The 25,537-nt window shown below is 40.2% G+C and carries 31 protein-coding genes; 11 read left to right on the top strand and 20 right to left on the bottom strand.

Going from position 1 to position 25,537, the window contains the following annotated elements; translation table 11 throughout:
* Positions 1-52 precede the first annotated feature (52 nt).
* The gene (locus F896_RS06795) at positions 53-610 is read right to left on the bottom strand and encodes a hypothetical protein (RefSeq protein ID WP_016164252.1); all 558 of its coding nucleotides are present in this window, start codon (positions 608-610) and stop codon (positions 53-55) included.
* Positions 611-865: 255 nt separating this feature from the next.
* Between F896_RS06795 and F896_RS06800 the strand changes: the two genes are divergently transcribed.
* Positions 866-1,276: an NUDIX hydrolase gene (locus F896_RS06800; RefSeq protein ID WP_016164251.1), complete on the top strand. Its 411-nt coding sequence runs from the start codon at positions 866-868 to the stop codon at positions 1,274-1,276.
* Here the strand turns inward: F896_RS06800 and F896_RS06805 are convergent.
* Complete coding sequence (locus F896_RS06805) at positions 1,271-1,864, bottom strand: DUF3885 domain-containing protein (protein ID WP_016164250.1); 594 nt, start codon at positions 1,862-1,864, stop codon at positions 1,271-1,273. The genes F896_RS06800 and F896_RS06805 overlap by 6 nt on opposite strands.
* A gap of 99 nt (positions 1,865-1,963) precedes the next feature.
* Positions 1,964-2,599 carry a 2OG-Fe(II) oxygenase gene (locus tag F896_RS06810; RefSeq protein WP_016164249.1) on the bottom strand — a complete coding sequence of 212 codons (636 nt, stop codon included), beginning with the start codon at positions 2,597-2,599 and terminating at the stop codon, positions 1,964-1,966.
* Between the two features lie 153 nt (positions 2,600-2,752).
* Here F896_RS06810 and F896_RS21345 point away from each other — a divergent pair, with 153 nt between their 5' ends.
* On the top strand, positions 2,753-2,884 hold the full coding sequence (locus F896_RS21345) for a KGW motif small protein (protein WP_265596757.1): 132 nt from the start codon (positions 2,753-2,755) through the stop codon (positions 2,882-2,884).
* A 62-nt stretch (positions 2,885-2,946) separates the two neighbouring features.
* Positions 2,947-3,261, top strand: coding sequence for a YqfO family protein (locus tag F896_RS06815; RefSeq protein ID WP_016164247.1), 315 nt, complete (start codon positions 2,947-2,949; stop codon positions 3,259-3,261).
* A gap of 3 nt (positions 3,262-3,264) precedes the next feature.
* Here the strand turns inward: F896_RS06815 and F896_RS06820 are convergent, their stop codons facing one another.
* Both F896_RS06820 and F896_RS06825 read right to left on the bottom strand, forming a co-directional pair.
* On the bottom strand, positions 3,265-4,410 hold the full coding sequence (locus tag F896_RS06820; RefSeq protein WP_016164246.1) for a glycerate kinase: 1,146 nt from the start codon (positions 4,408-4,410) through the stop codon (positions 3,265-3,267).
* 134 nt (positions 4,411-4,544) lie between these two features.
* Positions 4,545-5,345 (bottom strand): enoyl-CoA hydratase-related protein, encoded by an 801-nt coding sequence (locus tag F896_RS06825; RefSeq protein WP_016164245.1) that lies wholly within the window; start codon positions 5,343-5,345, stop codon positions 4,545-4,547.
* 107 nt (positions 5,346-5,452) lie between these two features.
* Here F896_RS06825 and F896_RS06830 point away from each other — a divergent pair, with 107 nt between their 5' ends.
* Positions 5,453-6,025: a nicotinate-nicotinamide nucleotide adenylyltransferase gene (locus F896_RS06830; protein WP_171069695.1), complete on the top strand. Its 573-nt coding sequence runs from the start codon at positions 5,453-5,455 to the stop codon at positions 6,023-6,025.
* Between the two features lie 13 nt (positions 6,026-6,038).
* Here the strand turns inward: F896_RS06830 and F896_RS06835 are convergent, their stop codons facing one another.
* The 8 genes from F896_RS06835 to dapD all read right to left on the bottom strand — a co-directional run bounded on the left by F896_RS06835 (position 6,039) and on the right by dapD (position 11,221).
* Entirely contained in the window at positions 6,039-6,401 is a 363-nt protein-coding gene (locus tag F896_RS06835; protein WP_016164243.1) for a glyoxalase superfamily protein, read from the bottom strand.
* 11 nt (positions 6,402-6,412) lie between these two features.
* Complete coding sequence (locus F896_RS06840; protein WP_016164242.1) at positions 6,413-6,982, bottom strand: CAP domain-containing protein; 570 nt, start codon at positions 6,980-6,982, stop codon at positions 6,413-6,415.
* A gap of 121 nt (positions 6,983-7,103) precedes the next feature.
* Positions 7,104-7,565, bottom strand: coding sequence for a peroxiredoxin (locus tag F896_RS06845; RefSeq protein ID WP_016164241.1), 462 nt, complete (start codon positions 7,563-7,565; stop codon positions 7,104-7,106).
* A 19-nt stretch (positions 7,566-7,584) separates the two neighbouring features.
* Positions 7,585-8,271 (bottom strand): Dph6-related ATP pyrophosphatase, encoded by a 687-nt coding sequence (locus F896_RS06850; RefSeq protein WP_032882274.1) that lies wholly within the window; start codon positions 8,269-8,271, stop codon positions 7,585-7,587.
* Positions 8,272-8,365: 94 nt separating this feature from the next.
* Complete coding sequence (locus tag F896_RS06855; RefSeq protein WP_016164239.1) at positions 8,366-8,791, bottom strand: hypothetical protein; 426 nt, start codon at positions 8,789-8,791, stop codon at positions 8,366-8,368.
* A 31-nt stretch (positions 8,792-8,822) separates the two neighbouring features.
* Positions 8,823-9,491, bottom strand: a complete 669-nt coding sequence (gene queC, locus F896_RS06860) for a 7-cyano-7-deazaguanine synthase QueC (protein WP_201772399.1) — start codon at positions 9,489-9,491, stop codon at positions 8,823-8,825.
* 77 nt (positions 9,492-9,568) lie between these two features.
* Positions 9,569-10,279 (bottom strand): 7-carboxy-7-deazaguanine synthase QueE, encoded by a 711-nt coding sequence (queE, locus tag F896_RS06865; protein WP_005189947.1) that lies wholly within the window; start codon positions 10,277-10,279, stop codon positions 9,569-9,571.
* 120 nt (positions 10,280-10,399) lie between these two features.
* A complete protein-coding gene (gene dapD / locus F896_RS06870; protein ID WP_004805724.1) occupies positions 10,400-11,221 on the bottom strand; it encodes a 2,3,4,5-tetrahydropyridine-2,6-dicarboxylate N-succinyltransferase in 822 nt (273 codons plus the stop codon).
* 296 nt (positions 11,222-11,517) lie between these two features.
* Here dapD and carO point away from each other — a divergent pair, with 296 nt between their 5' ends.
* Positions 11,518-12,267: an ornithine uptake porin CarO gene (carO, locus tag F896_RS06875; RefSeq protein WP_016164238.1), complete on the top strand. Its 750-nt coding sequence runs from the start codon at positions 11,518-11,520 to the stop codon at positions 12,265-12,267.
* A gap of 104 nt (positions 12,268-12,371) precedes the next feature.
* Here the strand turns inward: carO and F896_RS06880 are convergent, their stop codons facing one another.
* The 6 genes from F896_RS06880 to F896_RS06905 all read right to left on the bottom strand — a co-directional run bounded on the left by F896_RS06880 (position 12,372) and on the right by F896_RS06905 (position 17,963).
* On the bottom strand, positions 12,372-13,295 hold the full coding sequence (locus F896_RS06880; RefSeq protein WP_016164237.1) for a CysB family HTH-type transcriptional regulator: 924 nt from the start codon (positions 13,293-13,295) through the stop codon (positions 12,372-12,374).
* Positions 13,296-13,348: 53 nt separating this feature from the next.
* Entirely contained in the window at positions 13,349-14,419 is a 1,071-nt protein-coding gene (locus F896_RS06885) for a sulfate/molybdate ABC transporter ATP-binding protein (protein WP_016164236.1), read from the bottom strand.
* A gap of 11 nt (positions 14,420-14,430) precedes the next feature.
* The gene (cysW, locus tag F896_RS06890; protein WP_016164235.1) at positions 14,431-15,315 is read right to left on the bottom strand and encodes a sulfate ABC transporter permease subunit CysW; all 885 of its coding nucleotides are present in this window, start codon (positions 15,313-15,315) and stop codon (positions 14,431-14,433) included.
* A complete protein-coding gene (gene cysT, locus F896_RS06895) occupies positions 15,312-16,145 on the bottom strand; it encodes a sulfate ABC transporter permease subunit CysT (protein WP_016164234.1) in 834 nt (277 codons plus the stop codon). The genes cysW and cysT overlap by 4 nt, the downstream gene beginning before the upstream one ends.
* Before the next feature lie 77 nt (positions 16,146-16,222).
* Entirely contained in the window at positions 16,223-16,825 is a 603-nt protein-coding gene (locus F896_RS06900) for an RBBP9/YdeN family alpha/beta hydrolase (RefSeq protein WP_016164233.1), read from the bottom strand.
* 130 nt (positions 16,826-16,955) lie between these two features.
* Positions 16,956-17,963 (bottom strand): sulfate ABC transporter substrate-binding protein, encoded by a 1,008-nt coding sequence (locus tag F896_RS06905; protein ID WP_004654537.1) that lies wholly within the window; start codon positions 17,961-17,963, stop codon positions 16,956-16,958.
* Between the two features lie 272 nt (positions 17,964-18,235).
* Between F896_RS06905 and pabC the strand changes: the two genes are divergently transcribed.
* Genes pabC through tmk form a run of 3 tightly spaced genes read left to right on the top strand, consistent with a single transcriptional unit; the run spans position 18,236 to position 20,728 of the window.
* Positions 18,236-19,048 carry an aminodeoxychorismate lyase gene (gene pabC / locus F896_RS06910; RefSeq protein ID WP_016164232.1) on the top strand — a complete coding sequence of 271 codons (813 nt, stop codon included), beginning with the start codon at positions 18,236-18,238 and terminating at the stop codon, positions 19,046-19,048.
* A 1-nt stretch (position 19,049) separates the two neighbouring features.
* Positions 19,050-20,129 (top strand): endolytic transglycosylase MltG, encoded by a 1,080-nt coding sequence (gene mltG / locus F896_RS06915; RefSeq protein ID WP_016164231.1) that lies wholly within the window; start codon positions 19,050-19,052, stop codon positions 20,127-20,129.
* Positions 20,129-20,728 carry a dTMP kinase gene (gene tmk / locus F896_RS06920; RefSeq protein ID WP_016164230.1) on the top strand — a complete coding sequence of 200 codons (600 nt, stop codon included), beginning with the start codon at positions 20,129-20,131 and terminating at the stop codon, positions 20,726-20,728. The genes mltG and tmk overlap by 1 nt, the downstream gene beginning before the upstream one ends.
* Before the next feature lie 223 nt (positions 20,729-20,951).
* Here the strand turns inward: tmk and nadB are convergent, their stop codons facing one another.
* Positions 20,952-22,589 (bottom strand): L-aspartate oxidase, encoded by a 1,638-nt coding sequence (nadB, locus tag F896_RS06925; protein ID WP_171069693.1) that lies wholly within the window; start codon positions 22,587-22,589, stop codon positions 20,952-20,954.
* A 372-nt stretch (positions 22,590-22,961) separates the two neighbouring features.
* Between nadB and F896_RS06930 the strand changes: the two genes are divergently transcribed.
* The 3 genes from F896_RS06930 (at position 22,962) to F896_RS06940 (ending at position 25,479) form a co-directional block, all read left to right on the top strand.
* Positions 22,962-24,338: a Do family serine endopeptidase gene (locus tag F896_RS06930; RefSeq protein WP_004805748.1), complete on the top strand. Its 1,377-nt coding sequence runs from the start codon at positions 22,962-22,964 to the stop codon at positions 24,336-24,338.
* Between the two features lie 121 nt (positions 24,339-24,459).
* Positions 24,460-24,912, top strand: coding sequence for an acyl-CoA thioesterase (locus F896_RS06935; RefSeq protein ID WP_016164228.1), 453 nt, complete (start codon positions 24,460-24,462; stop codon positions 24,910-24,912).
* 36 nt (positions 24,913-24,948) lie between these two features.
* Complete coding sequence (locus F896_RS06940; protein ID WP_016164227.1) at positions 24,949-25,479, top strand: GNAT family N-acetyltransferase; 531 nt, start codon at positions 24,949-24,951, stop codon at positions 25,477-25,479.
* The last annotated feature ends 58 nt before the right edge of the window (positions 25,480-25,537 follow it).

The following is a 25,537-nucleotide window of genomic DNA, read 5'->3' as shown; positions in this document are numbered from 1 at the left end:
TTTAAATGGGGTTCCGTATGTTTAAAAGCCATCATGAGATGGCTTTTTATATTTAGCTTTTGATGCAACTCATTAATGCATCACGCGCTCTGAAACCACCGCTAATAGATGATGCGTAGATTGTTTTGCCTTTTAGTAGAATTTCCATTGCACCAACATCATCCAGATTAGACGCTGTTTGTACCATAGTGACTGGGACAAGTAAGATCCCTTTCGTATGGCTTGGGATGAGTGTTGCCTCAGTTAAAGTTTCAGATTGATCAGTCCGCATCACAATGTCGAGTTGTTGATTACTGGCCGTTGTTGGTATATGAGGACCTGTAAATACCAATGCTCCAGTACTTTTTTCTGTAGGACCGAAGAGGGTGAGTTGGCTTAAATCAGAATTATAAGTAACAGCACATCCTCCTTTTCTGCCACGATGTTTAGAAAGAAACCATATTCCATGTTCACCTTGATAAATTTGTTTCATGTTTCTAGGTGTCGAAGATGAATGATGCGGACTTGACTCCATTTGTTTAAGGTTTGCTATTTCATTTGCATAGAGAAGAGTAGATTTTGTTAAAGCACTAAAAGTGAAAATTAAGGTCATCAGAGGTTTATGAGGCATATAAATACTCTTTGCTTTGGATTCTAGTTTTTTAAATTTTATTGACTCGCTTTAAAATCTAATTGAGCGAATCATGGGATATTTGACTGAGCGATATATATCCTGATTGATCTTTTATATATTTTTTTAACATTGGTTAAAAGATCATAAGATGATCAATAATTAAAATTGTCCTATGGTGTCAATTATTGAACGCTGATATGTTATATAGGATGGTTTTTGATTCATGTTTCTTTTATTTAAAATAACAAAGCTATGAAAAAAGTTGTCCCTGTAATTTTAAGACATAAAAACCAAGGTATAGATATATTGGCTTTTCATCATCCACTAGCTGGGACTCAATTGGTTAAGGGTACAGTTGAACAAGCTGAGCAATATGAACAAGCTGCAATTCGTGAGTTGTTTGAAGAATCAGGGTTGATTGCTCGGCCTAATCCCAAGTTTCTGGGTAACCTCATACTTAGATTTAATCAGCAAGATTGGTATTTCTATTTATGCGAGGTGAAGGGTGAGTTGGCTGAAACGTGGCAACATCATTGTCAGGATGGCGGTGGTTTAGACTTTAGGTTCTTTTGGTATTGTTTAGATCAACAACCAGATGATCATTGGCATGAAACTTTTAAAGAAGCTCTAAGCTTTTTAAGGAATAGCTTAACGTCGTCATAATCCATCTGCTATTGGTGAAAGCCAGTCTTGATATTTGTTTCTTAAATCATTTCTTTTCGCTTCATCAAAGATAATAAAATCAATGCCGCCATCATAGGGAGCAACAATGATGTTCTGCTCAAAAGAAACGATAATAGCTCGGACTTCATCATCAGCAATTTTTTTTAATAATTCATTGTGAGTGTTCGGTTGCCAAGTTGTTTCTAGAGAATATGGTCTAAAAAAAGAATCTTCTTCGTCATCATCATAATCTTCAGGATTGAGTTGCTTGAAGTTTATTTCTTGCTCTAAATGAAATTTGTAGGGGAGTATAAAGGCTGGATCATAGGCTTTATTGTTACGGGAATGGCTAAAATAGTGACCTGAGACAATGAATATAGAAGCATCATCCCCAAAGCAGTCTGTAATAATTTTATTATGTCGATTTAATAACAATTCATATTCGGCAGTCGTATCCGCATATCTCTTTGATTCGGGAAGGCTGTGGATTCTGAACCAAAATTGTGGAAAATCTTGGACTAAATAATGAGAAATTGGAAGTTTGTTGGGATAAAAAAGATCCCATTGTGATTGGAAAGAACTCTGCATTTTGGTTTTGATTTTTCAAAAAAATTATTCTACTCAAAATAATTTAAAAAGGCTAAGCCCATTCAGTAGGTAAAGCCTTTTAAACAAAACGAGGTATAGTTATATCCTCTGATTATTTTCATCTTTTAGCAGCATCGGATGTTTATACATCACATCTGTACGAAGTACATATTTTTGACCTGAGACAACAGGTGCGCCTTCATGCAATTGCTGATGTTCAAATACAAGAATTTGTCCAATTTTTGGTTGAATGTTAGTGGTTTGAGTTTCTTTGCATGGTTTCAACATGCCACTATTACGATAAAAAATAGTTTCACCACCAATAAAATCTTCACTCAGATAGATTAATAAAGTAAGTTGGCTACTATGCCAGTCATTCACTTCATGTATACCATCCCAATGTGGTCTAAATGTTTCTCCATTTTCATAACGATAAAAACGAAAACGTTCATTTAAGCCACTTAACTTCCAGCCATTCAATTGTTCAGGAAGGAAATGTTCAAGTTTGGAAAATAGTGTTTCAGCAAGCTGAATATCATCATAAATCACTCGTTTATTATTTCTGACATTGGCGAGCACTTGACGAGCCGAGTTTACGAATATATCGGCTGTTTCATAATGATATTGGTGACTAAGTTCGATGAATGAAAGACATTCTTGATTTGAAAACACGTCATCTACAGTAAAAATTAAAGGTGAGTTTTGATGTGTTTGTCGTTTTTCTTGTCGTAGCAAAAGTGTTTGCTTTGATGTTATCCCATTTTGATGACCTATTAGATTGAGTTTAAAGTGGTTATTTTATCATCATTGTTGTTCTTGTTTCTATTTATTTAGTGGCTCAATTCTTGCTTTCTATATTTTGACAATGAACAAAATATGGGAAATTGGATCATGAAAAATGAAAATTATTTAAGAACATTGCATACAAAAGACAAGGGTTGGTTCTGGTTTGGTTTAACAGTGGCGACACAAACGCTATTCATTGTCGTCAGTTACTTAGTGATCAATATTTCGCTTTGATTATTCAGCTTTTATCGCGTTATGATTAAGATCTCATCTATTTGATTTGAGCTGTCTAAGCGATGCTAAAATTGATTTATTACGTGCCAGAGTCTCACCTTGAATCTACAAAATCTGTCATTTTCGAAGCAGGAGCAGGCGGTATTGGCAATTACGAACATTGTGCTTGGCAAGTGAAGGGTATTGGTCAGTTTAAGCCCGTAAAAGGTGCAAATCCGTTCTTAGGACAATTGGATGAGTTAGAGCAACTCGAAGAATGGCGAGTTGAAACCATAGTCTCTGAAGAAATGGCCAGTGCTGTGGCAAAAGCTTTAAAGGCAAGCCATCCTTATGAAGAACCTGCCTTCGAGTTTATTCAGATTTTATATATTCAATAAACTTTATTCTTTTCTAAGCATACTGCTTTGAATCAACCGAGCAATATCCGTCGTTCGTGCGCTCACCAGTTCTGCGGCATTATAGCAAGCATCTTCTAGACTGGTTGGGCCTGAGGTTAATGAAAAAGCAGCAGTAATACCATGTGGGTAAAGTGCTTGATAATTCTCTCCAAGCGTTCCTGCTATCACAATGACGGGGACATTGGCAGATTGTGCAATTTTGGCGACGCCAAAAGGTGTTTTACCGTTTAAAGTCTGCTCATCAAACTTTCCTTCACCTGTAATCACCCAATCAGCCCCTTGGATTTTGGCAGCGAGCTGATTCAGTTCTGCAATGACTTCGACTCCAGATCGAAACTCAGCCTTTAAGAATGTTTTAGCCGCAAAACCTAAGCCACCTGCTGCTCCTGCGCCAGTCTCATTGCGTTGATCAAAGCCAAAGTATTGAGCAGTAACGTCGGCAAAGTGGGAGAGGGCTTGATCTAACTCCAACACTTGTTGAGGTGAAGCGCCTTTTTGTGGCCCGAAAATATGTGAAGCACCATTTGGACCACATAAAGGATTGGTCACATCGGCAGCTAATAGGAATTGGGTTTGTTGAATCCGTGGATCAAACTGATCTAAATTGATTTCAGCCAAGTTTTGGAGTGTTATGCCGCCAGCAGGTAAGGGATTATGGTCTGTATCCAGAAACGTGGCACCTAATGCCTTCAATAAGCCTGTCCCAGCGTCATTGGTTGCGCTCCCGCCAATCGTGAGAATAATTTCCTTAGCGCCTGCATCTAATGCTGCGAGAATCAGTTGTCCAGTGCCATAGGTACTGCTGTTACATGCATCACGTTGTGATGGCTGAAGCAGTTGAATACCGCTGGCTTGTGCCATTTCAATAATGGCAATTTTTTCAGTGTCTAACCAGCCCCATTTGGCGATTACGGATTCACCAAGAGGGCCTTGCACCATTTGCTCACGCCATTGCCCTGAACACACCTCTAAGACGGCTTCAATGGAGCCTTCTCCACCATCCGCCATAGGGCATTGAATAATCTCTGCATCAGGAAAGACTTGTTGCCAAGCTAAAGCAATTGCCTGAGCAATACCGTGTGCAGATAGGCTGTCCTTAAATGAATCAGGGGCAATCACAACTTTCATAAATTCTTTGCAATCTAATTTTAATCTAGCTTGAGCTTAGTCTGTCCAATGTTGAATATCTAGATGAATGACGAAAATAAAAAAGCCACTCAGTTTAGCAACGAAGTGGCTTGGTTTAATGAACGACTATTGCATTAATTAAACTGAGAAAAATCAGGTTTACGCTTTTGCATAAAGGCTTGTACTGCTTCCATCATTTCAGGAGAACGTACACGTTGCATAAAGATTTCAGCTTCATCATCAACACATGCGATGATTTCAGCCAAGTCTTGTTTCATTAATGCCTTACTTTGTTTGATCGACGCTAATGGCAATGCAGCTAAATGTTGAGCTGTTTGTTGTGCAGTTGCATAGACATCTTCAACCACATCATTGACTAGATTGGCTTTTACCGCAGTTGCTGCATCAAATTTTTTCGCTGTGAATAACAACTCAGCTGCTTTCTGGTAGCCTGCTTGTTTAACCAATAAACGACTTGCAGCACCTTCTGGAGACAGGCCAAGGCTGACAAATGGAATTTGGAATAGGGCCGTGTTATCTGCGAAAACGAGGTCAGCATGTAATAGAAGCGTTACACCAATACCAATTGCTACACCTTTTACGGCAATGATCAACGGCTTGGAAAAACGTGCAGCAGCTTTTAACAATACAAATGGAGGTTGATCGCCAGCTTTACCTTCATGTGGCTTTTGGATAAAGCCCATAAAGTCTTTCATGTCATTACCCGCAGTAAAGTCTTGTTCTGCACCACGGAAGATCACCACACGAACGTCTTTATCCGCATCTGCTTCATCTAAGGCTTTTGCGATCCAAAGATAAAGTTCGCCATAGAGTGCATTCTTTGCTTCTGAACGGTTAATGGCTAAGGTGAGTACGCCATCTTCTAAATTTGCTTGCAAATGTTGATGAGGTTGTTGAATACAGCTAAGTGTCATCGTACTATCCTTGCTTTAATCCAGATTGATTTTTAAGTGCTCTCATTATGTCGCATATTTATCTGAATGACACAACTGATGAGTTCACAAAAAGTGAAATTACGCCTATGTACACATTTGACTATCTTGTTTTTATTGGACGCTTTCAGCCTTTTCATTTGGCGCATATGCAAACCATTGAAATTGCATTACAACAAAGTCAGAACGTGATCTTGGCTTTGGGTTCAGCTCAATCGGAACGTAACATCAAAAATCCATTTTTAGCATCTGAACGTGAACAGATGATTCTGTCGAACTTTTCTGAACAAGATCAAAAGCGGATTCATTTTGTGCATGTTGTAGATGTGTATAACGATGAAAAATGGGTTAAACAAGTTAAAGATTTAGTCAATGCTGTCATTCAATCCGATGCGAAAGTGGGGTTAATCGGTCATTTTAAGGATGAATCTTCGTATTATTTACGCTTATTTCCTGAGTGGCAGATGGTGGAACTGGATAGTTTGAAAGATTCAATTTCAGCCACGCCAATGCGTGAAGCTTATTATCGGGGGGAGATTCAAACTGAATTTTTTCCTGAAGGGACAATCCAGTTTTTGAGTGAATTTCAAAAATCATCGGTGTATCAACAATTACAACAAAAGTTTAAGCACAATGACCGTTCTAATATTGATGAATCTTGATGTTGAGGGAAGATTAAGCATCTTCCCAAAAGATAATTCGATTGGAAAAAGGATCGGTAATACTTAGCTCCAATGTTTCCCAATCGGTCTTCTCAATTTGGGGTTTGGCAAATTTATAATCTTTTGCATCCAATTCTGCATGAAGCAAACTGAGATTCTCCCAATAAATGCGAATGGCACTATGCGGGCTAGCATCACCGAAATGTTCAGATAAATGAATGATGCAATCATCTTTGGAAATCTGTAGATAAATAGGGAAGTTATCCCCAAACGTATGTTGCCAGTCCAATTGGAAGCCCAAGTAGTCAAGGTAAAATGATTGAGCGAGCTCCATATCAAAAATACGAAGAATCGGGGTGATTGATCCAGATTGCATGCTTATTCCTCTTAACGAACACCAAACTGTTGAGTCCAATAACTCTTTTGTTTGGTTGAGGCATCGACTGTACAGGCTAGCGCGTAGTCTGTAAATTTGGGATGCATTAAATTATGACAATGCACAGGACTGGCAAGCCATGTTGCCATCACATCATTTAAATTTTTTTGCCCACGTGCTACGTTTTCACCGCCGCCTCGACCTTTAAATTGTGTTTGTTTTAGGCGGGTTCTAAAATCTTGACCTGTGCTACTGACATGTCCAAGTACACTGTACTGCGCCATATCTTCGGCATGAGCCAAGGCACTTTGATATAAGTGATTGTTCCATCTAAGTGGTGTAACTGCGGGAAAATGCTGTCCACCACATTGACGTGGATGTTGCCGAATTTCATTAATTGCATCAAGAATCACTTGTTGATAAGCGGGGTTTTGTAGATCTTGGCAGCGTATTTCGGTTGCTGATTTTTGAATTTGTGCAACTAAGGGGGCAGAATCTTGAGAAGTCGTAGGTACATTGGAGTTACATGCCGCTAGAAAAAATAACAAGGATAGGGGCAAAAAAGCATTGAGATGAGTCATTTTAAATGTCTTTAATTTAATTCTTTTAATCTATTTATCATACGTCAATCACAAAGCTGAGGGCAATTTGCTTGAATAAAAAAAGCGAGTCTTTAACTCGCTTTTTTGTTACTTAACATGATTATGCTGATTGTAATGCTTTTAAGTCTTCAAGCACTTGTTCTGCATGTCCAGCAGCTTTGACCTTACGATAGCTTTTGACCAATTGCTGGTTATGGAAAATAAAAGTTGAGCGTTCGATGCCCATCACTTGTTTGCCATACATATTTTTTTCTTTAATCACATCGAAATGTTTGCATAACACTTCTTCTTTGTCGCTGATCAAATCAATCGTGAGCGCTTGTTTTTCAGTAAAGTTCTGATGTGCTTTGACAGAGTCGCGTGATACACCAATAATTTGACAGTTTAACGCATCAAATTGGTCTTTTAAGCAAGAAAAGCCAACGGCTTGAGTAGTACAACCTGGGGTTGAATCCTTTGGATAGAAATAAAGCACCAGCCATTCACTACTCAGTTCTGCAAGATTCACTTCACCCTGTGTGGTTGGGAAGCTGTGATTCGGTAATTGAATATTCTCAGACATTGTTCATCCTTCGATAAAATTAAAGTTGTTCAAGCTCAAGTGGCAAAAAAGCATATTCCTCATGATAAACAATATCGCCTTGGCGTACAGGAATAGCTTTGTTAAAAATTGGTCCATCAGTCACGGTAGTGTGGAATTCACCGCCTTCACCACATGGATCAATGCCACGATTTTCTAATTCTTGGATGTATTGCAGCGTAAGAATTTTGCCTAAATCTTCGACTTGCATACCGAGTTTAAGATTAACTGTCACGATAACACTGCGAAAACCAAGATTGATAAACTCTTCTACGACTTCTTTATGTGGGCGCAACCACAGTGGCATGCCTAATTTTAGTCCCACGTGCTGAGTCACTTGATCATGCCAACAGCCATGTTGAGGCATATCCAGATCACCTGTTACCAGTACTTCAGCACCTTGCAGTTTGGCTTGATTGAGCAGCGCGATAAACTTTGCTTCATAATCAGCCCAACTCGATGATGTCATATACACAGGTAAACCAATCGCATCTGCTTGTGCACGGATAATATCGAGTGGCATTGCATGTGAACGAGAGCGTTGCCCTTGTTCTTCCAGCATCACAATCAACCCGATTACTGTGCCTGTTTGCATGGCATGGTATAAGGCGAGGGAACTGTCTTTTCCACCACTAAAAGAGACGATAGACTGCCTTTGATCAGCATTGGTTTTCCATTGGTCTTGCATGGTGTTATTCAACTTATTCATGATAGAAGAGATTTTAACAAACCCTAATAAAAAAGCCCGCATAAATGCAGGCTTTGTTCTGGGCAATACAAGCTTATTTTTTCGGTGCTTGTTGCTGCTGTTGTTGAGCAGCTTTCATTGCTTCTTCAGTGAGCTTTTCTAACTTGCTCACAAGCGGTGCACCTAAGCAAGCTTGTAAATCTTTATTTTGCTGTTGTACAAAACCTAAAGTACTTGGGCTTTTCTTCGCATTGATTGCGCTTTGGATTTCCCATTTTTGTGCTTCAGTTACTTTACCTTGCGCATCAATTTGACAACCACAGAATTTGCTCACTTCTGCCGCTGTTAATTTGCCGCCTTTCGCAGTTTGGTCTTTACATACATTGACCAACGCTGCTTTTACATTGGTACTTTTATACGCAGTTTGTAATGGATTATCAGCTGCGTGAGTTGCCGTTGCAAATAATGCAGCAGCTGACATCATTGTAGAAAGAATAAGATTTGATTTAGAAAACTTCATATAATGTACCTAATTTTTTACCCTATATCGGTTATTCAGCGTAACGCGTTGGATCCGCAATACCTGCTTCGATAAAACCTTGTTGACGTAAACGACAGCTGTCGCATTTGCCACATGCACGTCCTTGAGCATCTGCCTGATAGCAGGATACCGTTTGACTATAGTCTACGCCATGTTCGATGCCTAAGCGTATAATATTCGCTTTGGATAAATGTAACAAAGGTGTTTCAATTTTAAGGGGTTTTCCTTCAACGCCTGCTTTTGTTGCCAGACGAGCCAAATTGGCAAAAGCATCAATAAATTCAGGGCGACAGTCTGGATATCCTGAATAATCAACAGCATTGATTCCAATGACGATGGCAGCAGCGTCAAAAACTTCGGCTGCAGCAAGTGCATAAGATAAGAAAATAGTGTTACGTGCTGGAACATAAGTTACAGGAATGCCTTCTTGTAATTGTTCTGGGACTTCAATGTTATGATCTGTAAGCGCAGAGCCGCCTAAATTGCCCAAATCAATATTAATGACACGGTGTTCTACGCCTGCACGTTGTGCAAGTGCTTTTGCTGCATCAAGTTCAGTCGTCGAACGTTGACCATACATAAAGCTTAAGGCGATACATTCATAATTTGCCTGTGCCCAAGCAAGACACGTTGTTGAGTCTAAGCCGCCAGACAATAATACGATGGCACGAGAACGCATATTATTTTCCATGATTCAACCTAAAAATAAATTTGATAAAAGCCGATCTATTTTGCAGAACGGATATGGTGAGTATTTTAACGACCAGATTCATCATTCCATAACAGCTTATGTAACTGTAATTGGAAACGAACAGGGAGATGGTCTTCTAAAATCCATTGGGCTAAGTCACGTGCCAAAGCAGGCAGGGCGACAGCACCTTTTTCAACTGCAAAAGCAGGTGAGAACCATACTGTACTCACTTTATCTTGCAACTGGAATTGTTCAAGTTGTTGTTTCGACCACTCATAGTCCGCACGATTACAGATCACAAATTTAATCTGATCATGTGGTGTTAAGTAGTCAAGATTGCTGTATAGATTTCGATGATCTTCTTTAGAGGTCGGTGTTTTTAAATCAAGTACTTTTGAAACACGTGGGTCTACTTTAGACACATCTAAGGCACCACTGGTTTCTAGAGATACTTCAAAACCGAGGTCACATAGGCGCTGTAATAAAATCAGGCAATTCGGCTGAGCAAGTGGCTCGCCTCCTGTGACACAAATATAGGGTGTTTTATGTTGGCTTGCAGTTTCGATAATGTGTTCAAGCGATAAACGCTCACCACCTTCAAAAGAGTAGGTCGTATCACAATAACTACAGCGTAAAGGGCAACCTGTTAAACGAATAAATACAGTGGGCAAACCAAAGGTATTCGCTTCGCCTTGCAAAGAGTAAAAGATCTCCGTGATGCGTAAACCAGCCGCAGGATCGGAGACAGGAATTGCAGAAGAACGTAAGGAAGCCATAAACAGTTACCACAAACAGGTGCTACAACCAGCAGCATGCTACATAAAAAACAAAATCTCTACGACCATGACTGATCGTAGAGACGGGGAACGATCAAGTTCCGCAATAAATATTAAAAATTAGTCTGCGCGTAATAAATCGTTCAAGCTAGTTTTAGCGCGAGTTTTCGCATCAACTTTTTTCACGATGATTGCAGCGTAAAGGCTGTAAGTACCGCATTTAGATGGAAGGCTACCCGCAACAACCACAGAACCTGCTGGTACGCGGCCATAATGAACTTCACCTGTTTCACGATCGAAGATCTTAGTTGATTGACCAATGAAAACGCCCATTGAAATTACTGAACCTTCTTCAACAATCACACCTTCAACGATTTCAGAACGTGCACCGATGAAGCAGTTATCTTCGATAATGGTTGGGTTTGCTTGTAATGGCTCTAAAACACCACCGATACCAACGCCACCAGATAAGTGAACGTTTTTACCGATTTGCGCACATGAACCTACAGTAGCCCATGTATCAACCATGGTACCTTCATCTACATAAGCACCGATGTTGACATATGAAGGCATCAAAATCACATTTTTCGCTTGGAAACTACCACGACGAGCTACAGCAGGCGGTACAACACGTACACCCGCAGCTTTGAACTGTTCTTCAGTCCAACCTGCGTATTTAGTATCTACTTTGTCATAGAAACGAAGATCACAAGCTTCAATTGGCTTGTTGTCATTGAGTTTGAATGAAAGTAAAACTGCTTTTTTTAACCATTGGTGAACAACCCACTCACCATCAATTTTTTCCGCTACACGAAGTGTACCGTTGTCTAAAGCAGTTAATGCCTCTTCTACAGCTTGACGGATTTCTGTTGGGCAGTCCGTTGCGCTATAGTTGGCACGGTCTTCAAATGCTTGCTCAATGATTGTAGAAAGCTGAGACATGATCTTCGTTCTTCCAAAAAAATTTTGAAGATTTTACACTAATTTTCGACAAGAATCTTTGAAAAAAGTAGTTACAATATATTGTTTTAAATTTGAGCAACAAAACTGTAATAAAAATGGAGACCATTGTTTTTTATCTATAATTTAGAAATACATAATTCATTCGAATTTGTATCAAAAAATAACAAAAAGTAATCAGTTTCTGTATAAAAAGTTAGCGATCATTCTTTTATGCTTATTCCACAAGCAACAATTATACATTTATTTAAATAAAAGCGTTTTTTGAGGAGACTTCAATGAAAGCTTTGCGTGTTATGTTTGCAGCAGGTGCATTAACAGCGATTGCAGGTACTGCATTTGCAGCAGATGAACAAGTGGTGAAGGAATCAGTTTATGCATTCCCTTCATACTTAGATCCAGTTTCAGTTCGTGCTGAGGTAGGTACTACAGGTTACGGTGGTGCAATTTCATATCGAGTCAATCCATACGTGAGCTTAAGCCTTGGTTATAATGGTGGTGACATTTCTTGGTCTGACGATCTTAAAGTAAATGGCTCTAAATATGACCTAGATATGGACAATAAAACGGCATATTTAAATGCTGAGATTCGTCCTTGGGGTACAAGTGCAAATATGTTTGCAAACTCATTATATGTCGCTACTGGTGTAGGTTACTTAGATAATGATTACGCACTTGATCGCCGTGTAGGTCAAGGTCGTAACTTCAGTGTAAACAACACTGATTTTAATGCAACGTCTGACGTTCATATTGCAGGTAAAATGCGTTATAAAGACGATATCGCACCATATGTAGGTGTTGGTATTGCGCCGCAAGTGTATAAAAACATCGGTGTGTTTGGTGAGGTTGGTGCTTACTATACTGGTAATCCAACAGCAACTTTACAAAACGTAAATGGTGGTACAGCTACTAATGGTAGCGGTGCTAGCTTGAATGATGAAATTGCGAAAGAAGAACGCAATATTGAAAACAAAAGCAGATATGAGTGGATGCCAGTTGCGAAAGTGGGTGTGAGCTTTAAGTTCTAATCCATGCATTCAGCATAAAAAAACGAGCTTAATGCTCGTTTTTTTATGTCTTTATTGTTTGTAAAATAAAAGGGCTCATATGAGCCTTTTATTTTTAATACCTATTACTCTTCTGGATAAGCTACTTTTTTCAGTGCTTTAATATCCGTCTCTGGTGAGCAGAGAGAGATAAATTCATAACCATAGCCACGGAGCAGGTGTCCTTTGCGTACTGCAATCCATGTCGTATTAACACCAAATATATCTGTTTTGATTTGCTGTAAACGATAATCACGCTCTGCATCATAAGCGACATCGTTGACAATTCCGACGCCCATATTCAGTTCAACATAGGTTTTGATTACATCGGCATCAAGTGCTGACATTACAATGTCGGCATGCAATTGTGCATCTTCAAAGGCTTTGTCAATTTTCGAACGTCCAGTAAAACCACCATGATAAGTAATCAACGGATATTCAGCTAAGACATCTAAGCTGATTCTGTCTAGTTTCGCTAAAGGATGGTCTTTTGGGGTGATAATGCTATGGTGCCATTCATAATAAGGTACGCTTGCCAAATTATCTTCTGTTGTTAAAGACTCGGTTGCAATACCAATATCTGCTTCACCTTGTAGTAGCATTTCTGCAATCTCAACAGGGCTGGCTTGTTGTAAAACCAAATGTACTTTTGGAAATAATTTTTTAAATTGATTCACAATCGGTGGCAGTACATAACGTGCCTGAGTATGCGTGGTTGCAATAGTCAGTGTGCCTTCATCAACTTTATTAAAGTCATCGGCTAGCCGTTTAATATTGTCAGCATCGACCAACATCCGTTCCACAATACTTAATAAGGATTGGCCCGGTTCGGTGAGGCCTAATAAGCGTTTACCTTTACGTACAAAGAGCTGTACGCCTAATTCATCTTCTAAATCTTTAATGTGTTTACTGACACCAGATTGGGAGGTATAAAGTGCCGCAGACGCTTCAGTTAAATTAAAGTTTTGGCGAACAGTTTCTCGAATAATTCTGAGTTGTTGGAAGTTCATAAAAGTTTTTCCTCATAAGAGGATGGGGCGTGTTTTACCCCATCAATATTATTTTAAGCAACTTGCGTTGTTTGATCTGCGAATAAATGAAGTTGAGCTGCACTGATCCAAACGGTTTGATTTGGTTTGAATTGATGTAAGTTCGCCTCTTCTACACTTAATAAAATTTCGATAGTACGTCCACTACGATCTTGTAATTCCGCCACAACTCTACCTGCAATCCACACTTCACGTAAGAACGTTGCCTCAATGGTATTGGTTTGAGGTTGGGTATGAATATGTAATTCATTTGGTCGTGCAAATGCAATGACTTTCCCTTGTGGCGCATCTAATAGTGTTGGTAGCTGAATACGATCATCGCCGATACGGATAATACCGCCAGTATGCTCACCTTCAAAACGATTTGCTTGACCAAGGAAATCAAAAACAAATGGGGTTGCAGGTTTTTCATACACTTCACGTGGTGAACCAATCTGTTCGACGTCACCTTTGTTCATCACGATGATTTGGTCAGCCACTTCTAAAGCTTCTTCCTGATCGTGTGTCACGAAGATCGAAGTGATATGTAATTCATCATGTAAGGTACGTAACCAGCGGCGTAGTTCTTTACGTACTTTGGCATCCAATGCGCCAAATGGCTCATCGAGTAATAAAACGCGTGGTTCAACCGCTAAGGCTCTAGCGAGTGCGATACGTTGGCGCTGACCACCAGAAAGTTGGGCAGGGTAACGATCCGCTAAGAAACCAAGTTGTACCAAATCCAATAAGCGCGTTACACGTTTTTTGATTTCAGCTTCTGAAGGACGTGTTGCACGTGGGCGAACGCGTAAACCAAAGGCAATATTGTCAAAAACAGTCATGTGGCGGAATAGGGCATAGTGTTGAAATACAAAACCAACCTGACGCTCACGTACATGGATGTCCGTTGCATCTTCACCTTCAAGTAAAACCTGACCACCATCTGCAGATTCTAAGCCTGCAATGATGCGTAATAAGGTTGTTTTTCCGCAGCCTGAAGGGCCAAGTAGGGCAACCAATTCACCTTCAGGAAAGTCTAAAGAGATATTTTTCAGCGCATGGAATGCACCAAAGTGTTTTTCAATATTTTTAACTTGAATACTCATGTGTTTATTCCTTAGTGATTCGGCTGATGTTTATTTGCTTGCTCTTGACGTATTTCTAGCCATGTTTTCAAAATCAAAGTGATGATCGCTAAAAATGCCAGTAATGAGGACACAGCAAATGCAGCACTAAAGGTATATTCGTTATAAAGAATCTCGACGTGTAACGGTAAGGTATTGGTTTGACCGCGAATATGACCTGAAACCACGGATACCGCACCGAACTCACCCATTGCACGGGCATTACACAGAATCACGCCGTAAATCAGACCCCATTTGATATTCGGTAAAGTCACTCTCCAGAAGGTTTGCCAACCTGAAGCACCCAGTACAATTGCTGCTTCTTCTTCCTCAGTCCCTTGTGCTTCCATTAAAGGGATTAATTCACGAGCAACGAATGGAACAGTAATAAAAATGGTGGCTAATACAATCGCAGGGACGGCATACAAGATTTTGATGTCGTGATCCATTAACCAACTGCCCATCCAACCTTGTGTACCGAAAATCAGCACCAACATTAAACCTGCAATTACTGGTGATACCGAAAAAGGCATATCAATAATGGTGGTTAAGATGGCTTTCCCTCGGAACTGGAATTTTGCAACCGCCCATGCTGCTGCAACACCAAACACCACATTAATTGGAACTGCAATCGCGGCAGTGAGTAAGGTCAGTTTGACGGCTGACAAAGTATCTGAATCGGTTAAAGCATTGATATAAACGGTAAGACCTTGTTTAAATGCTTCAACAAAAACCAAAATCAGCGGTAGGATTAAGCAGCTCAGGAAAAAGATCAGTGCAACACCAATCAAAGTGTAGCGAACCCAAGTTGGTTCACGGGTTGCATCTCTGGCTTGTAATTTGAGTGCTAAAGTATTGCCATTGGTATTTAAACTCATTGTGCAACTCTCCCTGTACGACGGCTAGCCCATGCTTGCACCAAGTTAATTAAAAATAAGATGCCAAAAGAGAGGACGAGCATGACCACAGCGATGGTGGTTGCACCTGCGTAATCATATTCCTCTAAGCGAGAGATGATCATCAGCGGTGCAATTTCTGTTTTATAAGGTTGGTTTCCTGCAATAAAAATAACAGAGCCATACTCACCAACACCACGTGCAAATGCTAAGGCAAAACCTGTCAGCAAGGCAGGGAATAAAATCGGCAAAATGATTTTAGTAATGGTTTGCCAACGATTCGCTCCTAGCGCTGAAGCTGCCTCTTCCAATTCGGTTTCAATGTCACTGAGTACAGGTTGTACGGTACGAACCACGAAGGGAAGACCAATAAAGATTAAAGCAAGTGTGATACCAATCGGGGTATAAGCCACTTCAATTCCAAGCGGGGAAAGGTATTGTCCAATCCAGCCTGTTGGGGCATATAGAGAAGTTAATGCAATACCTGCAACAGCAGTTGGTAGCGCAAAGGGCAAGTCTACTAATGCATCGACAATGCGTTTGCCTGGGAAGTTATAACGGACCAGACACCAAGCCAATAACAAACCAAAAATAACGTTAACTAAAGCCGCAATCAATGCAGCACTAAAGCTAAGCTGTAAGGATTTTAAAATTCGTTCTGAGGTTAAGATTTCCCATAAGCCATCCCACCCAATCCCTAAAGATTTGATAAATACAGCAGATAAAGGAATAAGTACAATCAAAGACACGTAAGCGAGGGTGAAGCCTAATGAGAGACCAAACCCAGGCAGCACTCGGGAACGCTGCGACATGATATTTCCTCAAAGAGAAATGTTTGCTAAAGCAAGCAAATAAAGAATGCGAATACTAAAATTACGGAAAGCTGGGGTCAGGCAAATTTCAAATTAAAATTTGCCTGACTCATTCGGACGATAGGCTGCATCTTTTTTTCAGGCAGCAGGTAGTTCAGGATCTCTGGGAAAGGACCAAATCCAGAAGCAACATTGATATGACCAACTGGACCTAAATTGATTGGTGTTAATTTCCATGCTTGTGCGAGTTGCAATGCATCGACATAACCTAACCAAGGGTCATTTTCACTAATCAATAACGTGGTCGGCACTTCGATTTTGAGCTGCTGAAAATACTGTTTATAGTCAGTCAAGCTATGACGCGCAAAGCCTGCTTCACCAAAACGTGCTGGGTTTGCGGGTGCAACCAAAATCAGATTTTTAACTTTTGCTCTGAGTTCTGGGTGCTCAACAAGCGCAGCAACACTGGTTAAGCAGCCAAAGCTATGGGCAACGATTTGAACAGGCGCTGGAGCTGCAACAACAGTTTTAACAAATTGAGCAACCCATTCGCTTAATACAGGACGATCCCAGTGTTTTTGTTGAACGCGAGAGCTAGACACGAGTTGCTGTTGTAACCAAGACTGCCAATGTTGCGCTTCGCTACCACCTACACCTGGAACAATTACGGTATGAATCATGTCTATTCTCCTTATCCCCTTAGAATCCCTCCCAACCTCCCTTTAAGAAAGGGAGGAGTAACACGAATTTAGTAACTAAACTAAAATCTGTGTAATTCCCCTCTTTCAAAAGAGGGGTTAGGGGAGATTTTTATTTGCCTGTGCTGTTGATCTTGACGATTTGGTCGAAGATACCGCCATTATCAAAGTGAGTTTTTTGCACCTTAGTCCAGCCACCAAACTCTTGGTCAATCGTCACCAATTTAAGTGGTTTAAATACGTTGCTGTATTTCTTTAACACTGCTGCATTACGAGGACGATAGAAGTTACGTGCAGCGATTTCTTGTCCTGCTGGTGAATACAGATAGTTCAAGTAACCACGAGCGATTTGTAGATTGCCTTTTTTCTCAGCATTCTTTTCAACGACAGCAACTGGGGGTTCTGCAAGAATCGAAAGAGAAGGTGTGACAATTTCGAATTTGCCTGGTTGCTCACGTACCGCAAGATAAGCTTCATTTTCCCAAGCCAGTAATACGTCACCAATACCGCGTTCAGCAAAGGTTGTAGTTGCACCACGTGCGCCTGAATCAAGTACTTTGGTTTGTTTATAAATTTGACGAACAAATTCTTGAGCTTTAGCGTCGTTACCACCTTTTTGATGTTTCGCCCAAGCCCAAGCACCTAAGTAGTTCCAACGTGCACCACCCGATGTTTTTGGATTTGGTGTGATGATTTCTACACCTGGCTTAACCAGATCACCCCAATCTTTGATTTGTTTTGGGTTACCTTTACGAACAAGAAATACAATTGTTGAGGTATATGGCGTAGAGTTGTTCGGTAATTTCTTTTGCCAGTCTGCAGGAAGTAGTTTTGCATTTTCAGCAATCTCATCGATATCTGCTGCAAGTGCAAGCGTTACTACATCTGCATTTAAGCCATCAATCACGGCACGGGCTTGTTTACCTGAACCGCCGTGTGATTGTTTAAAGTCGATGTCCTGACCTGTACGCTGTTTCCAGAATGTACCGAATTGTTTATTGAAATCTGTATACAGTTCACGAGTTGGGTCATAAGAAACATTTAGGAATTCTTGTGCCGCGAATGAAGAAACTGAGAGTAATGCAGCAATGACGCCGACTTTAACTTGAGAAAAACGCATGGAAAACCCCTTTAAATTGATCTGTTATAAGCAGATCTTCAATCACTGTTTGGAATATGTACGCAGCATAACGCCAGTTTTTTTGCAAAAAAAATAATTAAAATCGAATTTGTTATGAAAAAAATAGAAATAGATAAAACAGATAAGCTTTGCTGAATTATTGATATATAACAGATTTTTAATTCAACCTTTTAATTGCTATACTTATTTAAAATCAAAGGGTTATTCCTTTTTGGTGGTGCGGTCTTATCGAGTGAGTAGGTGCTTAGATCATGCAGTGTTATAAAAATGGACAATTAATTGATTCCATCCCTTTATTAGACCGAGCTTTCCATTATGGTGATGGTTGCTTTACTACAGCACGTATTTTTCACGGAATTTTTGAATTAAAAGAACTGCACTTTGCACGTTTAAAACTGGCTTGCCAGTCCTTGCAACTGGATGCTGATCTATCCTTTATTGAAAAGTCGCTTGTGCATTTACAACAGCAATATTCTAGTCTTAATGGCACTTTAAAAGTGGTGGTTAGCCGTGGTGAAGGCGATCGCGGTTATAGTCTTCCCTTACATGCGGCTGATGTTTATGTGTGGTATTACCCAAGAGTGACACAGGCGTTTCAGCCTGAGTGGATTGAAAGTGGCATGTTAAATCATGTTTTAGGTTTGAATATGCCTCATTTAGTGGGTTTAAAAACGCTGAACAGATTAGAACAGGTCTTACTAAAACAAGAAGCTGATCAGCGCGGTTGGTTAGAAGCCCTCGTCAGTGATGTACAAGGTTATATTGTTGAAGGGGTGAGCAGTAATTGTTTTATTCGTATAAATGATCGATGGATTACGCCTGAACTTCGTTATAATGGCGTCCACGGTGTGATGAGAGCCAGAATCTTGTCGAGAATGCAGCAATATCAGATTAAATGTGAGCAGCGGTGTATCGATATGAATGAGGTTGGCCATATCCAGAGTTTATTTTTTTGCAATGCGTTACATCCAATGAAAGCGGTTGTTCGATTTAATGATCGGGCCCTAGAGCAGCAACCCTATCTTGATTTATTTGAAACTTTAAAACTTAGCCAGATTGATTAATATGCCAAAGCCGCCTAATTCCAGCAAAAGTAAGAAAAAGCCCAAAGCGAAACCGAAATCTAGATTTTCTTTTTTTAAAACCTTATTCATTGCCATATTGGTTTTTGTCTTGGTGATCATTGGCATTGTATGGTCAAGTTTATTTAAAAATTACCCTGTAGACAGTAAAAAACAGCTTTTAGTGATTTCTTCTGGCGATACCTATTCACGATTTATTGATCGTCTAGCCAAAGAAAATAAAGTGAATTTTCCAATAGTTTTAAAGCTGTATCAGAAGTTTATGATTCATGACACCATGAAAGCGGGTGTTTATGAAATTACAGAAGGCATGAGTATTCGTCAGGTCATGGATATGTTGTCTGATGCAGACAATGCACAGATGAACCGTATTTTAGTGATTGAAGGAACCACTTTTTCGCAGTTGATTCAGAGTTTAAGAAAAGATCCGAATGTCACCAATACTTTGCTTGATCTTCCGCATAGTGAATTATTAAAGCAATTAAATATTCCGTATACACACCCAGAAGGTTTATTTGCGCCTGATACTTATTTCTTTGCCAAAGGTGAGACGGATAAGAAAATCTTAACCGATTTATATCGCCGTCAAATGAAATCGTTGGATGAGGCTTGGGCCAAGAAAGCACCGAACTTACCGTATAAAGATAAGTATGAAGCCTTAATTATGGCTTCAATTATTGAAAAAGAAACCAGTTTAGACAGTGAGTTGGAACAAGTTTCAGGTGTATTTGTACGTCGTTTGAAAATAGGGATGCGCTTACAAACCGATCCAACGGTGATTTATGGCATGGGTGACAACTATAAAGGCAACATCACCCGTAATGATTTGCGTACGCCGACTGCCTATAACACCTATACCATTAATGGTTTACCACCAACACCAATTGCTTTACCAAGTAAAAAAGCGATTGAAGCAGCGATGCATCCAGATGATGCTAAAAATATCTATTTTGTTGCCACGGGCAATGGTGGGCATAAATTTACCGCGTCTTTAGAAGACCATAATCGTGCAGTGCAAGAATATCTAACTGTGCTACGTTCAAAGAAAAAGCAGGGCGAATAATGTTTATTAGTTTTGAAGGGACGGAAGGTGTAGGCAAAACCACGCTGATTCGTAAAATTCATCAGTACTTTGAACAGCAAGGTAAAGAGGTGGTGTTGACTCGTGAACCGGGTGGAACACCACTGGCGGAACAGATTCGCTCCTTATTATTAGCAGTGAATCATGAAGAGCAAATGAGTCATGATACCGAGCTATTATTGATTTATGCAGCACGTGCACAGCATTTACAGCAAGTGATTTTACCTGCATTAGAGGCGGGCAAGATTGTGCTGAGCGATCGTTTTACCGATGCCAGCTTTGCTTATCAGTGTTCTGGACGTGGTTTAAGTCAGGAAAAGTTGCAACTGTTAAATCAAACTTTTGTGGCGAAAATGCCGAATATTACCTTCTGGTTAGATGCACCAATTGAATTGGGCATGACGCGTGCGCGAGAGCGTGGGGCATTAGACCGTTTTGAGCAAGAGAAATTAAGTTTCTTTGCTAAGGTGCGTGCGGGTTATGAGACCTTATGGCAAGCAGAACCTGAACGGATGAAGCGTTTAGATGCAACACAGAATGCGGATGTTGTGTTTGAAGATGCTTTGCAGTATTTGAAATAAAAACAGCTGTATTCTCAATCTTTATTGTTGAAAAAGTTTGAAATCATGCTTTGAACTCTATTACTTATGCCTTACTTTTCAAGGATGAAAAGTAACAAAAATCCTTTGTTGAGCTGAAGGTACATTCTTGATACCGCAGCTCAACTGGCGACATCCATGTCGCCTACCGCTATAGCTAATAATAACTTTAAGTCGTCTTGAAAAGCTCAAAAACTTAAAAGAGTCACTCATTCACCAATGGCTGTTCCACTTTAAAATTCGGTGGTGTTAACACTGTCTTGCGAATCTCATTCGAGAGTTCAGGATAATCAAGTGTGTAATGCAAACCCCGTGATTCCTTACGCTCCATCGCACAACGTACAATCATTTCCGAAATCAGAACTAGGTTACGCAATTCAATCAGATTCTTACTAACACGATAATCCTGATAATACTCAGTGATTTCACGTTTCAGCATTTCAATACGGTGCAAGGCACGCTGTAAACGTTTGGTGGTACGAACAATACCCACATAGTTCCACATGGTGGAACGAAGCTCATCCCAGTTTTGCAGGATCACCACATCTTCATCTGCATCTGTCACTTGCGTTTCATCCCAAGAAGGAACTTCTGGAAGTTTAAAGTCTGCATCAAACTTTTGTTCAATATCTTCAGCCGCACTCATGCCATAAACGAAACATTCAAGTAATGAGTTACTTGCCATACGGTTAGCGCCGTGTAGACCTGTATAAGAGGTCTCACCAATGGCATATAAACCGTCTAAATCAGTTTGGCTATGTTCATCCACTACCACGCCACCGCAGGTGTAATGTGCTGCTGGAACCACAGGAATCATATCTTTGGTGATATCAATACCGAGTTCAAGCAAACGGGCATATAGTGTTGGGAAGTGTTCGGTAATAAATTCAGGTGATTTATGGGTGATGTCTAACCAGACATGGCGAATACCTAAACGTTTGATTTCATGGTCGATGGTACGCGCCACAATATCACGAGGGGCAAGTTCAGCACGTTCATCAAAACGCAGCATAAAACGTTCGCCATCTGGTAGACGCAAATAAGCACCTTCACCGCGCATCGCTTCAGTGATCAAGAATGAGCGCGCTTTCGGGTGATATAAACAGGTTGGGTGGAATTGGTTAAATTCCATATTGGCGACACGGCAACCTGCACGGTAGGCCATGGCAATACCATCACCAGTCGCAATATCAGGATTAGACGTGTAGAGATACGCTTTCATTGCACCACCACAGGCAAGTGCAGTGAATGGTGCTAGGAAAGTATGAACCTGTTCATTAGCTTCATCTAAAGCATATAGACCGATTGAACGATTGGCTTGGTTTTGATGCCCAAGCTTGTGTAGGGTAATCAGATCAATCGCAATATAATTTTCAAAAATCGTAATATTTTTTCGCTCTTTCGCACGTTCAACCAATGTAGTTGAAATGGCTTTGCCTGTTGCGTCAGCAGAGTGAATGATACGACGTTGAGAATGACCTCCCTCACGAGTGAGATGAAGTTGTTCATCATCATCTAGCGTAAATTGAACGCCTTGCTTGAGTAAGAAATCAACTGAAGGTTTGCCGCCTTCGACGGTATGTTTGACGGCATCCAACTCACAAAGATGACCGCCTGCAATCATAGTGTCATTAATATGTTGTTGAATAGAATCTGTTTCGTCTAATACCGCAGCAACACCGCCTTGAGCATAGAAAGTACTGGCTTCTGTCAGCGCAGCCTTAGCTAAAATTGCAATGTTATAATGACTTGGTAAAGAGAGTGCAAGACTTAAACCTGCACCGCCACTGCCCACAATAATCACATCAAAATGGTGAATTGTTTTTAAATCAGGCATGTCAATCTGCTTCAGTTTTAAACGTTCGCTAATGACACCGCTTTTTTATCAAAAAGGCAAGGGCTAATCTGCCTAGAATTGAGTGAATTTTTAGCGAATGCAATTTATTTGCCGATTATTTTTTGCTTAATCTATATGAATCAGAAAATGATTACGTTTCAGTACATTGTTTTAATCTATCGTTAAGCTGTTCAGGATAAAACCATTTCTATCGGGTAAATTATGACGCGTTTCTCCATAGTTTATTCACATTTCATCCTTCTAGATCGTTGTATGCATTGAAAATATAAACATATTTTTACGAAAAGAATGATGGGTGTGTGCTAGAAATATAGACCTAAATTTCATTTTAATTATCAGTATGTAGGTTCTTGCTTCATGAAAAGTCGCTATTTACAACAAGGAATGTATGCTGCGGTATTTACGATAGCAGCATCTCAAGTCAATGCTGCATCGCCAGTAGATTTTTCAAATCTCGTTGAGCAGGTCAGTCCTGCGGTCGTGAGTGTCAATGTTGTCAAAAAAATGACTCAGGAAGAGTTATTACAGCAACAAGTCCCTGAAATTCTACGTCGTTTTTTTGGTAACCAAGTGATTATCCCGCAACAGCAGGGACCTCAAGAAAAAACGGCATATGGTAGTGCCTTCTTTATCGGGAAAGATGGCTACTTACTCACGAACCGTCATGTAATTGCAGATGCTTCACGTATCAGTATTACCCTAAATGATCGTCGTGAATTGGATGCGACGCTTGTAGGAAGTGATGAGCGTACAGATATTGCATTGCTTAAAGTGAATGGCAATAATTTTCCAGAATTAAGAATTGGTAATGTAGACCAACTTCGAGTAGGTGAGCCTGTACTTGCGATTGGTTCACCATTTGGTTTTGATTATTCCGCTTCGGCAGGGATTGTCAGTGCAAAATCAAGAAATATGAGTGGGGAAACTTCGGTTCCATTTATTCAAACTGATGCAGCTTTAAACCCAGGTAACTCAGGTGGTCCATTGTTTAACCAACGTGGTGAAGTAGTGGGTGTTAACTCACGTATCTTCAGTGGTACGGGGGGGTATATGGGCTTATCATTCTCGATCCCAATTGATGTGGCGATGGATGTCGTACAACAATTGAAGACGACAGGTAAAGTCACCCGTTCTTATCTTGGTATTATGATGCAAGATATTGATCGGAACTTGGCAGAGGCCTATAAGTTACCGAAACCGGAAGGTTCGTTGATTACTCAAGTCGCACCAAAGTCTCCAGCTGAAAAAGCGGGCCTCAAATCAGGTGATGTGATTTTGAAAGCCAATGGCGCGCCAATCTCGCGTACCAGCGATTTACTTTATTCACTAAACCGTATCGCGCCGAATCAAACAGTTCAACTGGAAATTCTACGTGATGATAAGACACGTACGATTTCTGCAACTCTGGGTACTGCACCAGATGACACCGCTGCTGATGCTGAAAAAAATAACCCAACCAGTGGTTTAGGCATGAGTATCCGTGATTTAACTGCAGCTGAGCAAGCGCGTTTAGATGTGCGTGGTGGTATCTTGATTCAAGATGTGAAGCGTGGTGGCACTGCGTCATTATCAAATCTGGTTGCGGGTGATGTGATTGTACAAGTGAATGGTACAGCGATTACCAATAGCCAACAGTTTGCAAAAACTGTTTCTGCCTTACCAAAAAATAGTGTTGCACGTGTAACGATTATTCGCCAAGGTCAACGTGCAATTCTTGGATTACGTTTACCTTAATGATGGCATGAAGCTTACGTTGCTAAAACCACTCTAGATTAGGGTGGTTTTTATTTTGAAATACTTTCGTGTTTAGACTAGTGTAGCTAGCGGCACATTGTTAGATGAAGTATACAAAATTATGAGTACGATTTTTGATTTAAAAATACACGTCCAGCCCAAGCATATCGATGTATTGGGTCATGTGAACAATGTGATGTACATCCAGTGGATGCAAGATGTTGCTTCAGCGCACATCGAAACATTGGGTTTAGGTTTGGCACAATATTTAGAACTGAAACACGCTATGGTTGCGGTTGAACATCATGTTCAATACCGTAAGGCTGCGCTAGAAGGTGAAGAAGTCATCTTACGGACATGGCTAGATGATATTAATGCACTTTACTCGTTCCGTCAGTACGCTTTCTATCGACCTAAAGATCAGAGTATTTTATTTGTTGGTAATACTAAATGGGCGTGTATTGAAATTGATTCAGGGCGACCAAAGCGAATGTCACCAAGCTTTACTCAAGCTTATCAGCCAATTGCAGCCAGTTTAAATCCAATGGATTTTAGTGTGACTTATTTTGAATAGAAAGCATTAAATTTCGGCCAGATGAGAGTGTATTTGATGCAACCATTGAAGACATTAGCAACAGAACGTTTGATTTTAAATAGCCTACATTTAGATGATACTGCATTCATTCTCGAAATGTTTTCAAATACTCAAGTACTCGAATTTTATGATTTAGATGCTTTTTCTGAGATTGAACAGGCGGAAGCACTGATTCATCGGATGCATCATCGCTATCATTCAGCATCGGGTTTTCGTTATGCGATACGTTTAAAGACAGGTGAAATGATAGGTGGTTGCGGTGTTAATCGTATTCTTGAGGAGGAGGGTGATCATCGTGCGATTATTGGTTATGACCTGCATCCAGATTATTGGGGAAATGGTTATATGCTTGAGGCGATTACAGCGATGCTAAATTTGATTCGAACAGAGTTGTTGTTTGACCAGAAAATTCGCCATGTAGATGCACAAGTCATGCAGCAAAACCTTAAATCACAACGACTATTACAGAAATTAGAATTTCATCAAATTCCATCTGTGGTTGAAATGGGGCGAACTTTCTTGCAATTTCGATTGTCGTTATTTTGATATTGAGCTATTTGGGCCTAATGCTATACCGCATAAAACGTCTAGGCATAAATTTCTT

This window comes from Acinetobacter genomosp. 15BJ (genome assembly GCF_000400715.1).
In the GTDB taxonomy this organism is placed as follows: domain Bacteria; phylum Pseudomonadota; class Gammaproteobacteria; order Pseudomonadales; family Moraxellaceae; genus Acinetobacter.
This window is presented reverse-complemented; position numbering and strand designations above follow the sequence as displayed.

Excerpts from the sequence above, each read along its gene's own strand:
- F896_RS06800 (WP_016164251.1), top strand. The coding sequence starts at position 866 with ATGAAAAAAGTTGTCCCTGTAATTTTAAGACATAAAAACCAAGGTATA.
- mltG (WP_016164231.1), top strand. The coding sequence starts at position 19,050 with ATGCCAAAGCCGCCTAATTCCAGCAAAAGTAAGAAAAAGCCCAAAGCG.
- cysT (WP_016164234.1), bottom strand. The coding sequence starts at position 16,145 with ATGTCGCAGCGTTCCCGAGTGCTGCCTGGGTTTGGTCTCTCATTAGGC.
- F896_RS06830 (WP_171069695.1), top strand. The coding sequence starts at position 5,453 with ATGTACACATTTGACTATCTTGTTTTTATTGGACGCTTTCAGCCTTTT.
- F896_RS06880 (WP_016164237.1), bottom strand. The coding sequence starts at position 13,295 with ATGAACTTCCAACAACTCAGAATTATTCGAGAAACTGTTCGCCAAAAC.
- pabC (WP_016164232.1), top strand. The coding sequence starts at position 18,236 with ATGCAGTGTTATAAAAATGGACAATTAATTGATTCCATCCCTTTATTA.
- F896_RS06940 (WP_016164227.1), top strand. The coding sequence starts at position 24,949 with ATGCAACCATTGAAGACATTAGCAACAGAACGTTTGATTTTAAATAGC.
- F896_RS06850 (WP_032882274.1), bottom strand. The coding sequence starts at position 8,271 with ATGCAAGACCAATGGAAAACCAATGCTGATCAAAGGCAGTCTATCGTC.
- F896_RS06835 (WP_016164243.1), bottom strand. The coding sequence starts at position 6,401 with ATGCAATCTGGATCAATCACCCCGATTCTTCGTATTTTTGATATGGAG.
- dapD (WP_004805724.1), bottom strand. The coding sequence starts at position 11,221 with ATGTCTCAGCTTTCTACAATCATTGAGCAAGCATTTGAAGACCGTGCC.
- F896_RS06855 (WP_016164239.1), bottom strand. The coding sequence starts at position 8,791 with ATGAAGTTTTCTAAATCAAATCTTATTCTTTCTACAATGATGTCAGCT.
- F896_RS06905 (WP_004654537.1), bottom strand. The coding sequence starts at position 17,963 with ATGCGTTTTTCTCAAGTTAAAGTCGGCGTCATTGCTGCATTACTCTCA.
- F896_RS06935 (WP_016164228.1), top strand. The coding sequence starts at position 24,460 with ATGAGTACGATTTTTGATTTAAAAATACACGTCCAGCCCAAGCATATC.
- F896_RS06930 (WP_004805748.1), top strand. The coding sequence starts at position 22,962 with ATGAAAAGTCGCTATTTACAACAAGGAATGTATGCTGCGGTATTTACG.
- F896_RS06795 (WP_016164252.1), bottom strand. The coding sequence starts at position 610 with ATGCCTCATAAACCTCTGATGACCTTAATTTTCACTTTTAGTGCTTTA.
- F896_RS06900 (WP_016164233.1), bottom strand. The coding sequence starts at position 16,825 with ATGATTCATACCGTAATTGTTCCAGGTGTAGGTGGTAGCGAAGCGCAA.
- queE (WP_005189947.1), bottom strand. The coding sequence starts at position 10,279 with ATGGCTTCCTTACGTTCTTCTGCAATTCCTGTCTCCGATCCTGCGGCT.
- F896_RS06840 (WP_016164242.1), bottom strand. The coding sequence starts at position 6,982 with ATGACTCATCTCAATGCTTTTTTGCCCCTATCCTTGTTATTTTTTCTA.
- F896_RS06815 (WP_016164247.1), top strand. The coding sequence starts at position 2,947 with ATGCTAAAATTGATTTATTACGTGCCAGAGTCTCACCTTGAATCTACA.
- F896_RS06885 (WP_016164236.1), bottom strand. The coding sequence starts at position 14,419 with ATGAGTATTCAAGTTAAAAATATTGAAAAACACTTTGGTGCATTCCAT.
- queC (WP_201772399.1), bottom strand. The coding sequence starts at position 9,491 with ATGCGTTCTCGTGCCATCGTATTATTGTCTGGCGGCTTAGACTCAACA.
- cysW (WP_016164235.1), bottom strand. The coding sequence starts at position 15,315 with ATGAGTTTAAATACCAATGGCAATACTTTAGCACTCAAATTACAAGCC.
- F896_RS06825 (WP_016164245.1), bottom strand. The coding sequence starts at position 5,345 with ATGACACTTAGCTGTATTCAACAACCTCATCAACATTTGCAAGCAAAT.
- carO (WP_016164238.1), top strand. The coding sequence starts at position 11,518 with ATGAAAGCTTTGCGTGTTATGTTTGCAGCAGGTGCATTAACAGCGATT.
- F896_RS06820 (WP_016164246.1), bottom strand. The coding sequence starts at position 4,410 with ATGAAAGTTGTGATTGCCCCTGATTCATTTAAGGACAGCCTATCTGCA.
- F896_RS06845 (WP_016164241.1), bottom strand. The coding sequence starts at position 7,565 with ATGTCTGAGAATATTCAATTACCGAATCACAGCTTCCCAACCACACAG.
- F896_RS06805 (WP_016164250.1), bottom strand. The coding sequence starts at position 1,864 with ATGCAGAGTTCTTTCCAATCACAATGGGATCTTTTTTATCCCAACAAA.
- tmk (WP_016164230.1), top strand. The coding sequence starts at position 20,129 with ATGTTTATTAGTTTTGAAGGGACGGAAGGTGTAGGCAAAACCACGCTG.